Genomic DNA, 12,500 nt, shown 5'->3' with positions numbered 1-12,500 from the left:
GGACTCGAAATCGTGATTCTGCCCTGGCTAATCCTGATTCCCTTCATCGGCGGCTTGCTCTGCTGGCTGGTCGAACGCTTCGACCAAACCCTGCCACGCTGGATCGCCCTGTTCACCATGACGCTGCTGTTCGGCCTGGGCCTCTGGCTCTGGAGCAACGGCGATTACAGTCTGGCGCCGGCACCTGATGCCGGCTCGACCTGGGCGCTGGAGTTCAAGCACGTCTGGATCGAGCGCTTCGGCATCAACCTGCACTTGGCGCTCGATGGTCTGTCGTTGCTGATGGTGCTGCTCACCGGCCTGCTCGGTGTGCTGTCGGTGCTCTGCTCGTGGAAGGAGATCCAGCGCCACGTCGGCTTCTTCCACCTCAACCTGATGTGGATCCTCGGCGGCGTGGTCGGCGTGTTTCTCTCGCTGGACTTGTTCCTGTTCTTCTTCTTCTGGGAAATGATGCTGGTGCCGATGTACTTCCTCATCGCACTCTGGGGTCACAGCTCCGAAGGCAAGCGTTCGCGGATCAACGCGGCGACCAAGTTCTTCATCTATACCCAGGCCAGCGGCCTGATCATGCTGGTGGCGATCCTCGGGCTGGTGCTGGTGAATTACCACAACACCGGTGTACTGACCTTCGATTACGCCCTGCTGCTCAACGCCGAGCTCGATCCGAAGATCGAGTTCCTGTTGATGCTCGGTTTCTTCATCGCCTTCGCGGTGAAGTTCCCGATCGTGCCGCTGCACGCCTGGTTGCCGGCTGCCCATGCCCAGGCACCCACCGCAGGTTCCGTGGACCTGGCTGGCATCCTGCTGAAGACTGCCGCCTACGGCATGATCCGCTTCGCCCTGCCACTGTTCCCCGAGGCTTCGGCGGACTTCGCGCCGATCGCCATGACGCTCGGCCTGATTGGCATCTTCTACGGCGCTCTGCTGTCGTTCGGCCAGACCGACATCAAGCGTCTGGTTGCCTACTCCAGCATCTCGCACATGGGTTTCGTGCTTATCGGCATCTATTCGGGCAGCGAGCTGGCGCTGCAGGGCGCGGTGGTGTTGATGATCGCCCACGGCCTGTCGGCTGCTGCGCTGTTCATCCTCTGTGGTCAGCTCTATGAGCGCCTGCATACCCGTGACATGCGTGAGATGGGCGGTCTATGGTCGCGCCTGCCGTGGCTGCCGGCGCTGAGCCTGTTCTTCGCCGCCGCCTCGCTGGGCCTTCCCGGTACCGGCAACTTCGTCGGCGAGTTCGTGGTGCTGTTTGGCGCCTTCGGCCAGTGGCCGTGGATCGTGGTGATCGCCACCTTCGGTCTGGTGCTCTCCTCGGTGTATTCGCTGGCGATGATCCATCGCGCGCATTTCGGTCCGGTCAAGGCCGAGGGCAGCCTGCGCGGGCTGGACGCGCGCGAGGTCGGCATGATCCTGCTGCTGGCAGCGCTGCTGGTGCTGCTCGGGGTCTATCCGCAGCCGGTATTCGACACCTCGCTGGCCACAATGAGTGGCGTACAGCAGTGGTTCAGTACCGCTTTCTCCCAACTCGCTTCGGTCCGGTAGTCGCGCTATGGAATTCACTCAACAACACTTCATCGCCCTGCTGCCGTTGCTCATCGTCAGTGCCACCGCCGTGGTGGTGATGCTGGCGATTGCGTGGCGCCGCAACCATGGCCTGACCTACATGCTTACCGCAGCCGGGTTGGTTCTTGCGCTGCTGTCGATTGCGCCAGCGTTGCAGGTAGCGCCGCTGGAGGTTACCCAGCTGCTGCAGCTGGACCGCTTCGCCTACTTCCACATGGCGCTGCTGCTGCTGGCCACGCTGGCCTGCGTCACCCTGGCGCATGCCTATCTGGGCGAGAAGCCCGGCGGCCAGGGCTTCCCGGGCAATCGCGAGGAACTCTATCTGCTGATGGTGCTGTCGGCCCTCGGCGGTCAGGTGCTCGTGTCCAGCCAGCATCTGGCCGGCCTGTTCATCGGCCTGGAGCTGCTTTCGGTGCCGGTCTACGGGTTGGTCGCCTACGCCTTCTTCAACAAGCGTTCGCTGGAAGCCGGCATCAAGTACATGGTGCTGTCGGCCGCCGGCAGCGCGTTCCTGCTGTTCGGCATGGCGCTGCTGTACGCCGAGTCCGGTAGCCTGAGCTTCGCCGGCATCGGCGCCAGCCTGGCGGCGCAGCAGTCGAGCGTTCTGGTGCAGGCCGGCATTGGCATGATGCTGGTCGGGCTGGGCTTCAAGCTTTCGCTGGTGCCCTTCCATCTGTGGACGCCGGATGTCTACGAGGGCGCTCCGGCACCGGTTTCCGCATTCCTCGCCACTGCCAGCAAACTCGCCGTGTTCGCTGTGCTGCTGCGCCTCTACCAGCTGTCGCCAGCAACCAGTGGCGGCTGGCTGAACGATGGCCTGACGCTGATCGCCATCGCCTCGATCCTGATCGGCAACCTGCTGGCGCTGAATCAGAGCAACCTCAAGCGCCTGCTCGGTTACTCGTCCATCGCCCACTTCGGCTATCTGCTGGTGGCGCTGATCGCCAGCGACGGCCTTGCTGTCGAGGCAGTCGGCGTTTACCTGGCGACCTACATACTGACCAGTCTCGGCGCGTTCGGTGTGATCACGCTGATGTCCAGCCCGTTCCAGGGTCGCGATGCCGATGCTCTGTACGAGTACCGCGGCCTGTTCTGGCGCCGGCCGTACCTGACTGCGGTGCTGACCGTGATGATGCTGTCGCTGGCCGGCATTCCGATGACGGCGGGCTTCATCGGCAAGTTCTACGTGATCGCCGCTGGCGTGCAATCGCAGCAGTGGTGGTTGCTGGGCAGCTTGATCATCGGCAGCGCGATCGGCCTGTACTACTACCTGCGCGTGATGGTGACGCTGTATCTGGTCGAGCCCGGCATACGCCGTCACGACGCACCGCTCAACTGGGGTCAGCAAGCCGGTGGCATCATGCTGCTGGCCGTCGCCGCCCTCGCCTTCCTCCTCGGTGTCTACCCGCAGCCACTGCTGGAACTGGCTCAGCATGCGATCTTCGCTACGCTCTGAGCACAGCACCAGATAACGAAACGCCCCGATTACTCGGGGCGTTTCTGTTTTCGGACTCCAACATCATGCACTGCGCGAGGTGCGCATCGTCGCTCAGTCGTGCGGAGTAGCGTTCTCGGCCTTCTCGATATGCAGGGGTAGCGAAGAAAACCCGCTGGCGGGAAAGAACGCCTTCACCGGTTGCTGATCCGCCAGCAGCGCGATTCGGCGGGTGCGCCCCAGCAGCTCCTCCATCACGACGCGCAGCTCCAGCCTGGCAAGCGGGGCTCCGGGACAGACATGGATGCCGGCGCCATACAGCAGATTCAGCTGCGGCTCGCGGTCGAGACGAAACTCTTCAGGATCGCCGAACACCGCTTCGTCGCGATTGGCCGATGCCCAGATGAGCGCCAGACGCGTACCGGCCGCCAACGTGCGCTCACCCAGCGTGACCTCTCTGGTGGTGACCCGCCGGTTCATGACGAGCGGAGCGTGAATGCGCAGTATTTCGTCGATGGCGGCCGGCAGCAGCGGCGGCTGCTCGCGCAACTGCTGTTGCAACGCGGCATGGTCGGCGAGGTAATGCACAACGATCCCGATCGAGGCGGCAATGGTGCCCAGCTCGCCGACCGTCCAGTTACGCAGGATGCTGACGATTTCATCGTCGGTCAGCGGTCTGCCCAAAGCCTGGTCGCGTAGCAGACGGGTGGTCACGTCGTCTGGCGCCGCGCTACCGGCGTTGCGGCGCGCCGTGAGCAGATCCTTGATGTAGCCGTCGAATTCCAGGGCAACCGCGCTCATCGCCGCTTCGTCCCTGGCCAACGTGGCCGCCTGGTTCTTCAGCGTCCACAGGCGCAGCGGCTCGTGCAGCTCCACCGGCCAGCCCAGCCAGGCGCACTGGATCTGCAAGGCGAAAATCTGCGCAAAGTCCGCCATCAGCTCGACATCCGCCTGCTCCGGCAGGGCCTGCACCAGCCGCACCGCGACCTCCCGGCATACCGGCGCGAAGTCTTCCATCTGCTGCGACTCGAAGTAGGGCTCGATGAGCCGCCGGTACGCCGTATGCTCCGGCGGATCCATGCCGTTGGGCACGGAGGGGAAACGCGAGACGGCGTTGCTGTAGGTCTCGTGGTCCGTCAATACGTGCATGACATCCGCGTGTCGGAACAGCGAAGTGTAGCCGTAACGACTGGTTGCCACCGGGCAGCGACGGCGCATGTCGTCGTAGGTGGCCATCTGGTCCTTGAGCACCGCCTCGGACCTCGGATCCCAATCGACTGATTTATTCCCCATAGCAACTCCTCTTGCGGACCTCTCGATAATCGGGACCGCCTCGGTGGTGATGAATTATTCGGCCCTGTCCCAACCCGGCAGGCTGAACTCCGCGCGCAGCAGCTGAACCTCTTCCTGGTGCAGTTCGGCGATGCGCGCCAGCAGCTCCTCGCCGGCAGGCAACAGGTGAATCTCAACCTGACGCCTGTCTTCACGCCCGGCCTTTCGCTCGACCAAGCCCATGTTTTCGCAGCGGTCGATCAGTGCCACGACGCTGTGATGCTTCGATTGCAGCTGTTCGGCGAGCTCGCCAACCGTCGCCCAATCGCGCGCCGAAGCGCCTCGAATCTGGAGCAGCAGCTGATATTGCAGCGCCGTCGCACCGTTCTCCAGGCACAGCAACTCGCTGTTGCGCAGGAATCGGCGCAAGCGATGACGGAAATGCGCCAGCCGCTGGTAATCGGACTTTTCCAAGGGATGATTTCCTCGTTGACCTTCGCGCAGTATTGTGCACGATATATATCACGCCACGATATATATTTCAGCGGAACCGCCCCTGTCGATTCTGTCCAGCCCAGAAAGGAACGTCATGAATCTCCTTGTCCTCATGCGCATGCTGTTGTGCAGTGCACTCGCCCCTTCCGAGTGGACGAGTAATCAGCTGCCGCCCCGAATCCGGCTCTGGGCATTCATCGTGCCATTGTCGCTGTTGCCACCGACGATGATCGCCTTGGTGGACGCCCCCTTGAGCGCCTACCTGCCCGTGCTTCAGATCCAGCCGTCAACGGGAACGGCCAGCCTGTTTTTCGGTGGCGAAGTATTTTCAGTATTCGTGATGGGTTGGCTGATCAAACACGTCGCCGGCGCCGGCAGTCACGACGTGACTTATGCCGAAGCCTATCTGGTTGCCACTATCGCGTGCGTGCCGCTATGGCTGTCATCTCTCGGTCTGCTGGTGAACAACCCGTTTCTGAACACCGTGCTACCGCTCAGCGCGCTGGCCTCGTGCTGCGTCCTGCTCTACCAGGGCACCTGTTCGCTATGCCGCGTGGACGACCGCCTGGAGGCGGCTGCCATCACCCAGACGGCGTTCGGCGCGGCCGTTATCGTATGGATAATGGTGCTGCCACTCTTCTGGACGGCCGCCTGACCGCGGCGAGCTCGGAGCAGCGCAGTCGTCACGAGGTGCTGGTCGCATGGCATGGCTTGCGCCACGGCAGCATCAGGTGCCGATCACACCGCTATCGTCACGCGTGATCAGCACCGTCGAGGAGCACGGACCGGATTGGTCATCGCTGGCCGGGAAGCTCAGCCCGGGATGCTGCGCGTTGATCCACATGGCGCGGTAATCCGGGCTCCAAGTGTCACGAGGGATCGACGGCCATCGGCTGCTGCGCGGCACTGGACTGTTCTATGCCGATGTCGCCGAGGGCCGCGCCAAGCTCAGCCCGGAGCAGACCGTTACCTTGATCGAAAACGCCCAGCGCCGATCTGCCGGCGCAACGTGCGCAGTTCCGCTCGCCATGCTGTGGCGAAGTACCGGGCCCGCAGGAAGCAGTATCCTTCGGGTACAAAAAAGCCCCGATGACGGGGCTTTGAGGGCGTTTCGGAGATCGCTGAGAGTTCTCGAAACTATAATAAGTGGTGCGGACGGAGAGACTCGAACTCTCACACCTTGCGGCGCCAGAACCTAAATCTGGTGTGTCTACCAATTTCACCACGTCCGCCAAACGGGCTTTAAACAAAAACGCCAGGCAGTGCCTGGCGTTTTCTGGAATATGGGGTGGACGAAGGGGATCGAACCCTCGACACCAGGAGCCACAATCCTGTGCTCTACCAACTGAGCTACGCCCACCATATTGCATTTGCTTGTGCCAGAAGCCCGACATGGCGCACCCGGCAGGACTCGAACCTGCGACCATCCGCTTAGAAGGCGGATGCTCTATCCAGCTGAGCTACGGGCGCTTTTGTCTGCATTCTATTCGGAGCGCAGACTTGAAGCTCCGGCTGTAGAAGAAGTGGTTTCTTCGCAAGCCATCTTACCCAGCAGCAGGCTGTGCTCGACAAGCGGGGCGAATGTTATAGAGGCTCCCGATAGTCGTCAACAGCAAAGCTGAAAAAAATTTCAGCTAGATAAAGGGGTTACACGTGGCTGCAGACGCTCCGCCTTTGCCGCATCGTCTCGGCGTGAGAGAATGCGCGCCCTTTCCAAGTTCTTTCCGGTGGTTAACCAAGCGTCATGACCGCACAACTGATCGACGGTAAAACGATTGCAGCCAACATTCGCCAACAGATCTCCGGTCGTGTTGCCGAACGTCGTGCGCAGGGACTTCGCGCGCCAGGTCTGGCAGTGATTCTTGTGGGCAACGATCCCGCTTCCCAGGTGTATGTGGCGCACAAACGCAAGGATTGCGAGGAAGTGGGCTTCAACTCCATCGCCCATGACCTTCCGGCCGATACTCGCCAGGACGACCTGCTGGCGCTTATCGATCAGCTCAACGACGACGCGTCCATCGACGGCATACTCGTCCAGCTGCCGCTGCCCAAGCATCTGGATGCCTCGCAACTGCTCGAGCGGATCCGTCCGGACAAGGATGTGGATGGCTTCCATCCCTATAATGTCGGTCGTCTCGCGCAACGCATGCCGCTGCTTCGTCCGTGCACACCGAAAGGCATCATGACGCTGCTGGAAAGCACCGGCATCGACCTGCACGGCCTGGATGCCGTGGTCGTAGGCGCGTCAAACATCGTCGGCCGCCCGATGGCGCTGGAGTTGCTGCTAGCCGGCTGTACCACCACCGTGACCCACCGCTTCACCCACAACCTTGCCGAGCACGTCAGACGCGCGGATTTGGTGGTCGTCGCCACCGGCATTACCGGCCTGGTTAAGGGCGAATGGATCAAGCCAGGTGCGATCGTCATCGATGTCGGCATCAACCGCCAGGCTGATGGCCGCCTTCTCGGTGACGTGGAATTCGAGCCCGCCAGCGAACGTGCCGCCTGGATTACTCCGGTGCCGGGCGGAGTCGGCCCGATGACGCGCGCTTGCCTGCTGGAAAACACCCTGCACGCCGCCGAACATCTGCATCGCTAGGCCACAATCGACCAACAAAAACGGCGCCCTATGGCGCCGTTTTTTATGGCTTCGAAATTACTCGGCCAAACGCCAGGTCGTGCCGCCCTTCCCGTCCTCCAGCAGCACGCCCATGGCGGTGAGCTGATCGCGGATGCGGTCGGACTCGGCCCAGTTCTTCTCGGCACGCGCCTGCAGGCGGGCGGCGATCAGCGCCTCCACCTCAGAGGCATCGACCTTGCCCGCAGCACCGGCCTGCAGGAACGCATCCGGCTCGAGCTGCAGCACGCCAAGCACCCCGGCCAGCTCCTTGAGACGCGCGGCCAGCCCGGCAGCGGCGTTCAGATCGCTCTCGCGCAGGCGGTTGACCTCGCGGATCATCTCGAACAGCACCGCGCAGGCTTCCGGCGAGTTGAAGTCATCGTCCATCGCCGCGCCGAAGCGCGCGACGAACTCGTCGCCGCCGGCAGGCTGAGCGTCCGGCAGGCCCTTGAGGCCATTGTAGAAGCGCTCCAGGGCGCCCTTGGCCTCGCGCAGGCTGTCCTCGGAGTAGTTGATCGGGCTGCGGTAGTGGCTGGACACCAGCAGGTAGCGCACCACCTCGGGGTGGTACTTCTCCAGCACCTCGCGGATGGTGAAGAAGTTGCCGAGGCTCTTGGACATCTTCTCGCCGTCGACGCGCACCGCGCCGGCGTGCATCCAGGCGTTGGCGTACAGCTTGCCGGTGGCCGCCTCGCTCTGCGCGATCTCGTTCTCGTGGTGGGGGAACACCAGGTCCGGACCGCCGCCGTGGATGTCGAAGGTCTCGCCCAGGCAGCAGGTGGACATCACCGAGCACTCGATGTGCCAGCCCGGACGCCCGGCGCCCCACGGCGATTCCCAGCTCGGCTCGCCCGGCTTGGCGCCCTTCCACAGGACGAAGTCGAGCGGATCTTCCTTGGCCTCGTCGACCTCGATGCGCGCACCGATCTTCAGGTCCTCGATCTTGCGCCGCGACAGCTTGCCGTAGCCCTCGAACTTGCCGACCCGATAGTAGACGTCGCCGTTGCCCGGGGCGTAGGCGAAGCCCTTGTCGATCAGGGTCTGGATCATCGCGTGCATGCCGGCGATATGGTCGGTGGCACGCGGCTCGATATCCGGGCGCAGCACGTTGAGGCGCGCCTCGTCCTCGTGCATCGCGGCGATCATGCGGCCGACCAGATCCTGTAACGACTCGCCGTTCTCGTTGGCGCGCTTGATGATCTTGTCGTCGATGTCGGTGATGTTGCGCACGTAGGTCAGCTCATAGCCGCGATGGCGCAGCCAGCGGGCGACCACGTCGAACGCCACCATCACCCGCGCGTGGCCGATGTGGCAGAAGTCGTAGACGGTCATGCCGCACACGTACATGCGGACCTTGTTGCCTTCCAGCGGCTTGAACTCATCCTTGCTCTTGGACAGGGTGCTGTAGATGGAAAGCGTCATCACTGCCCCCAGGAGTCGCGCAGGGTCACGGTACGGTTGAACACCGGGGCGCCCGGCTTCGAATCCTTCAGGTCGGCGCAGAAGTAGCCCTCGCGTTCGAACTGGAAGCGTTCTTCCGGCGCGGCATTGGCCAGCGACGGCTCGGCGCGGCAGCCCTTGAGCACCACCAGAGAATCCGGGTTGATATTGTCGAGGAAGCTGCCGCCCTCCTCGTCGGTCTTCTCCGGGTTGGCGGCCTTGAACAGGCGGTCGTACAGGCGCACTTCGCACTCGACGCTCTCGGCGGCCGGCACCCAGTGGATCACGCCCTTGACCTTGCGGCCTTCCGGGTTCTTGCCCAGGGTGTTCTCGTCGTAGGAGCAGCGCAGCTCGACGATGTTGCCTTCGGCATCCTTGATCGCCTCGTCGGCGCGGATCACGTAGCTACCGCGCAGGCGCACTTCGCCGCCGGGGATCAGACGCTTGTAGCCGGCCGGCGGGACTTCCTCGAAGTCGCTGGCGTCGATGTAGATCTCGCGGGAGAACGGCAGCACGCGCACGCCCATGTCCTGCTTGGGATGGCGCGCCAGCTCAAGGTTCTCGACCTGGCCTTCCGGATAGTTGGTGATCACCACCTTGAGCGGCTTGAGCACGCACATGGCGCGCGCGGCGTTGGCGTCCAGGTCCTCGCGGATGGCGAACTCCAGCATGCCGATGTCGACCAGGCCGCCGGCGCGGTTGACGCCGATCATGTCGCAGAAGGCGCGGATCGACGCCGGGGTGTAGCCGCGGCGACGGTAGCCGGACAGGGTCGACATGCGCGGGTCGTCCCAGCCATTCACGTGGCCTTCATCGACCAGCTGCTTGAGCTTGCGCTTGCTGGTGATGGTGTAGTTCAGGTTGAGGCGGGCGAACTCGTACTGGCGCGGCTGGGCCGGCACCGGCAGGTTGGCGAGGAACCATTCGTAGAGCGGGCGGTGATCCTCGAATTCCAGAGTGCAGATCGAATGCGTGATGCCTTCGATGGCGTCCGACTGCCCGTGGGTGAAGTCGTAGCTCGGGTAAATGCACCACTTGTCGCCGGTCTGGTGATGATGGGCGTGACGGATGCGGTAGAGGATCGGGTCGCGCAGGTTGATGTTCGGCGACGCCATGTCGATCTTGGCGCGCAGCGAGCGGGCGCCGTCGGGGAACTCGCCGCCCCTCATGCGGGCGAACAGGTCGAGGTTCTCCTCGACGCTGCGCTCGCGGAACGGGCTGTTCTTGCCCGGTTCGGTCAGGCTGCCGCGGTAGGCGCGCATCTCCTCGGCATTGAGGTCGCAAACGAAGGCCTTGCCGGCCTGGATCAGATGAATCGCCCACTCGTACAACTGATCGAAATAGTCGGAGGCATAGTGCTCCTCACCGGCCCACTTGAAGCCCAGCCACTCGACGTCGGCCTTGATCGCATCGATGTACTCCTGGTCTTCCTTGGCCGGATTGGTGTCGTCAAAGCGCAGGTTGCACTCGCCGCCGAACTCCTCGGCCAGGCCGAAGTTCAGGCAGATCGACTTGGCGTGACCGATATGCAGGTAACCGTTGGGCTCCGGCGGGAAGCGCGTGATGATCTTGGCGTGCTTGCCGGCTTCCAGATCAGACTGAACGATCGGGCGCAGGAAATTGGCGGCTTTTTCGACGATTGGCTTGCTCATGGTGTCCTTAGCGATCAGCGATGCGGCTCAGGGTAGGCCGACCAAAACAAAGCGCTTATGATAGCGAACCCGTCAACCCCCTGACAGAGCAAAGCGCCTCGCGTACGTCTGCCATGCGGGGCGGCGAACCATCCTCGATGTGGCCCGCCGCATCCTCTTTGCCCGCCATCGAAACGGAACTCTGCACATGATCAAACTGCATACCAATTACGGCGTCATCACCGTCAAGCTGTTCGAAGATAAAGCGCCGGAAACCACGGCCAATTTCAAGGAATACGTGAAGAGCGGCCATTACGACGGCACCATCTTCCATCGCGTGATCGGCAATTTCATGATCCAGGGCGGCGGTTTCGAGCCGGGCATGAAGCAGAAAGCCACCCGTGCACCGATCAAGAACGAGGCCAACAACGGCCTGTCGAACAAGACCGGTACCCTGGCGATGGCCCGCACGATGGAGCCGCATTCGGCTTCCGCGCAGTTTTTCATCAACGTCAAGGACAACGATTTCCTCGATCACAGCGCACCGACCGTTCAGGGCTGGGGCTACGCCGTATTCGGCGAAGTGACCGACGGCATGGACGTGGTCGAGAAGATCAAGGGCGTGGCCACCACCATGAAGTCCGGCCATCAGGACGTCCCGGTGGATGACGTGGTGATCGAAAAGGCCGAGATCGTCGAGTAACGTCGAGTGATCCTGCTGATCTCCGATCTGCATCTCGAAGAGGAGCGCCCGGATATCACCCGGGCGTTTCTGCATTTTCTCCAGACGCGCGCGCCGCAGGCCGAAGCGCTGTACATCCTCGGCGATTTCTTCGAGGTGTGGATCGGCGACGATGCCATGACGCCGTTTCAGCAATCGATCACGCAGGCCTTGCGTTCGCTGAGCGAGCGCGGCACCCGCATCTATCTGATGCACGGCAATCGCGATTTCATGCTCGGCAAACATTTTTGCCGGGCGGCCGGCTGCGAACTGCTGGCAGACCCCACGGTGGTGAGCCTGCAAGGCGAGCGCACCCTGCTGATGCACGGCGACAGCCTGTGTACCCGAGATGAGGGTTATATGCGCTTGCGGCGCCTGCTGCGCAACCCACTCAGCCTGTTCATCCTGCGCAACCTGCCACTGGCCACGCGCCGGAAGCTGGCGCGCAAGCTACGCAACGAAAGCCGCACGCAAACCCGCATGAAGGCCAGCGACATCATCGACGTGACACCCGAGGAAGTCGTGCGAGCCATGCGTGAACACCGGGCGCGCCGCCTGATTCATGGCCATACACATCGCCCCGCCATCCACGCGCTGGAACTCGATGGCCAGCCAGCTCAACGCATCGTGCTGGGGGATTGGGATCAGCAAGGCTGGGCACTACAGATCGACGAGCAGGGCTTCAACCAAGCCCCATTCGCTCTGGACTGACGCCTCAGGCCGCGAGCGGCACTCCGCTGTGAAAGCGGAATTCGCTGTCCGGACTCTCGATCAATTCCCGCTCGACCAGGCGCACCCGCTCGATCGTGCGATCGACATCGGCGGCCTCCCCGTACTGGTAGGCGAAGCGCAGGTAGTTCTGGAAGTGCCGCGCCTCCGACTTCAGCAGGCCAAAATAGAAGCGACCCAGCTCCTCATCCAGGTGCGGCACCATCGCCTCGAAGCGCTCGCACGAACGCGCCTCGATAAAAGCCCCGACCACCAACGTATCCGTCAGCTTGTGCGGCTCGTGAGTACGCACGACTGCGCGAAGTCCGGACGCGTAGCGACTGGCCGAGACGGGACGCAGAGCGATCTTGCGACGCTTGAGAAGCCTCAGCACCTGCTCGTGATGCACCAGCTCTTCACGCGCCAGACGGGACATGTAGTTGATCAGATCCAGATGCTGGCCGTAACGAGCAATCAGGCTCAGCGCGGTGGAGGCGGCCTTGAATTCGCAGTTCTTGTGATCGAGCAGCATCACATCCTGCTGATCCAGGGCAGCAGCGACCCATGTGCCAGGAGTTCGACAGCCCAGGAATTCGTGTATTTCAGGCAGCACAG

The 12,500-nt window shown here is 62.8% G+C and carries 11 protein-coding genes, 3 tRNA genes and 1 pseudogene; 7 read left to right on the top strand and 8 right to left on the bottom strand.

Going from position 1 to position 12,500, the window contains the following annotated elements:
• The first annotated feature begins 12 nt into the window (after window positions 1-12).
• Both nuoM and nuoN read left to right on the top strand, forming a co-directional pair.
• Entirely contained in the window at window positions 13-1,542 is a 1,530-nt protein-coding gene (nuoM, locus tag U8L64_RS08950) for an NADH-quinone oxidoreductase subunit M (protein WP_333396272.1), read from the top strand.
• A 7-nt stretch (window positions 1,543-1,549) separates the two neighbouring features.
• Window positions 1,550-3,019, top strand: a complete 1,470-nt coding sequence (gene nuoN, locus U8L64_RS08945) for an NADH-quinone oxidoreductase subunit NuoN (RefSeq protein WP_333396269.1) — start codon at window positions 1,550-1,552, stop codon at window positions 3,017-3,019.
• A gap of 93 nt (window positions 3,020-3,112) precedes the next feature.
• Here nuoN and U8L64_RS08940 read toward each other — a convergent pair whose 3' ends face one another.
• Both U8L64_RS08940 and U8L64_RS08935 read right to left on the bottom strand, forming a co-directional pair.
• On the bottom strand, window positions 3,113-4,291 hold the full coding sequence (locus tag U8L64_RS08940) for a cytochrome P450 (protein ID WP_333396266.1): 1,179 nt from the start codon (window positions 4,289-4,291) through the stop codon (window positions 3,113-3,115).
• Window positions 4,292-4,345: 54 nt separating this feature from the next.
• Window positions 4,346-4,744 carry a MarR family transcriptional regulator gene (locus U8L64_RS08935; protein ID WP_333396265.1) on the bottom strand — a complete coding sequence of 133 codons (399 nt, stop codon included), beginning with the start codon at window positions 4,742-4,744 and terminating at the stop codon, window positions 4,346-4,348.
• Window positions 4,745-4,859: 115 nt separating this feature from the next.
• On the opposite strand from U8L64_RS08935, the gene U8L64_RS08930 reads away from it, so the two are divergent.
• Both U8L64_RS08930 and U8L64_RS08925 read left to right on the top strand, forming a co-directional pair.
• Window positions 4,860-5,420, top strand: coding sequence for a YIP1 family protein (locus tag U8L64_RS08930; RefSeq protein WP_043297082.1), 561 nt, complete (start codon window positions 4,860-4,862; stop codon window positions 5,418-5,420).
• Between the two features lie 205 nt (window positions 5,421-5,625).
• A pseudogene (locus U8L64_RS08925) lies at window positions 5,626-5,757 on the top strand (AraC family transcriptional regulator); the annotation flags it as partial.
• A gap of 155 nt (window positions 5,758-5,912) precedes the next feature.
• On the opposite strand, the gene U8L64_RS08920 reads toward U8L64_RS08925, so the two are convergent.
• From U8L64_RS08920 to U8L64_RS08910, 3 genes are all read right to left on the bottom strand, one after another.
• Window positions 5,913-5,997 (bottom strand) — tRNA-Leu (locus U8L64_RS08920).
• Window positions 5,998-6,049: 52 nt separating this feature from the next.
• Window positions 6,050-6,125 (bottom strand) — tRNA-His (locus U8L64_RS08915).
• A 33-nt stretch (window positions 6,126-6,158) separates the two neighbouring features.
• Window positions 6,159-6,235: transfer RNA gene (locus U8L64_RS08910), tRNA-Arg, on the bottom strand.
• Between the two features lie 274 nt (window positions 6,236-6,509).
• On the opposite strand from U8L64_RS08910, the gene folD reads away from it, so the two are divergent.
• A complete protein-coding gene (gene folD, locus U8L64_RS08905) occupies window positions 6,510-7,364 on the top strand; it encodes a bifunctional methylenetetrahydrofolate dehydrogenase/methenyltetrahydrofolate cyclohydrolase FolD (protein WP_333396261.1) in 855 nt (284 codons plus the stop codon).
• A 57-nt stretch (window positions 7,365-7,421) separates the two neighbouring features.
• Here folD and cysS read toward each other — a convergent pair whose 3' ends face one another.
• Both cysS and U8L64_RS08895 read right to left on the bottom strand, forming a co-directional pair.
• A complete protein-coding gene (cysS, locus tag U8L64_RS08900; RefSeq protein ID WP_333396258.1) occupies window positions 7,422-8,807 on the bottom strand; it encodes a cysteine--tRNA ligase in 1,386 nt (461 codons plus the stop codon).
• Window positions 8,807-10,477, bottom strand: a complete 1,671-nt coding sequence (locus U8L64_RS08895; RefSeq protein WP_333396256.1) for a glutamine--tRNA ligase/YqeY domain fusion protein — start codon at window positions 10,475-10,477, stop codon at window positions 8,807-8,809. The genes cysS and U8L64_RS08895 overlap by 1 nt, the downstream gene beginning before the upstream one ends.
• 187 nt (window positions 10,478-10,664) lie before the next feature.
• On the opposite strand from U8L64_RS08895, the gene U8L64_RS08890 reads away from it, so the two are divergent.
• Window positions 10,665-11,159, top strand: coding sequence for a peptidylprolyl isomerase (locus U8L64_RS08890; RefSeq protein ID WP_043297086.1), 495 nt, complete (start codon window positions 10,665-10,667; stop codon window positions 11,157-11,159).
• Window positions 11,160-11,165: 6 nt separating this feature from the next.
• Complete coding sequence (lpxH, locus tag U8L64_RS08885; RefSeq protein ID WP_043297087.1) at window positions 11,166-11,888, top strand: UDP-2,3-diacylglucosamine diphosphatase; 723 nt, start codon at window positions 11,166-11,168, stop codon at window positions 11,886-11,888.
• Window positions 11,889-11,892: 4 nt separating this feature from the next.
• Here the strand turns inward: lpxH and U8L64_RS08880 are convergent, their stop codons facing one another.
• The gene (locus U8L64_RS08880) at window positions 11,893-12,498 is read right to left on the bottom strand and encodes a tRNA-(ms[2]io[6]A)-hydroxylase (RefSeq protein WP_043297088.1); all 606 of its coding nucleotides are present in this window, start codon (window positions 12,496-12,498) and stop codon (window positions 11,893-11,895) included.
• Window positions 12,499-12,500: the final 2 nt, after the last annotated feature.

The organism is Pseudomonas sp. FIP_A4, assembly GCF_036701605.1.
In the GTDB taxonomy this organism is placed as follows: domain Bacteria; phylum Pseudomonadota; class Gammaproteobacteria; order Pseudomonadales; family Pseudomonadaceae; genus Stutzerimonas; species Stutzerimonas phenolilytica.
This window is presented reverse-complemented; position numbering and strand designations above follow the sequence as displayed.

What these genes read in the sequence shown, in the direction of transcription:
- nuoN (WP_333396269.1), top strand. Translation starts at nt 1,550, where the DNA reads ATGGAATTCACTCAACAACACTTCATCGCCCTGCTGCCGTTGCTCATC.
- U8L64_RS08940 (WP_333396266.1), bottom strand. Translation starts at nt 4,291, where the DNA reads ATGGGGAATAAATCAGTCGATTGGGATCCGAGGTCCGAGGCGGTGCTC.
- U8L64_RS08930 (WP_043297082.1), top strand. Translation starts at nt 4,860, where the DNA reads ATGAATCTCCTTGTCCTCATGCGCATGCTGTTGTGCAGTGCACTCGCC.
- folD (WP_333396261.1), top strand. Translation starts at nt 6,510, where the DNA reads ATGACCGCACAACTGATCGACGGTAAAACGATTGCAGCCAACATTCGC.
- cysS (WP_333396258.1), bottom strand. Translation starts at nt 8,807, where the DNA reads ATGACGCTTTCCATCTACAGCACCCTGTCCAAGAGCAAGGATGAGTTC.
- U8L64_RS08895 (WP_333396256.1), bottom strand. Translation starts at nt 10,477, where the DNA reads ATGAGCAAGCCAATCGTCGAAAAAGCCGCCAATTTCCTGCGCCCGATC.
- U8L64_RS08890 (WP_043297086.1), top strand. Translation starts at nt 10,665, where the DNA reads ATGATCAAACTGCATACCAATTACGGCGTCATCACCGTCAAGCTGTTC.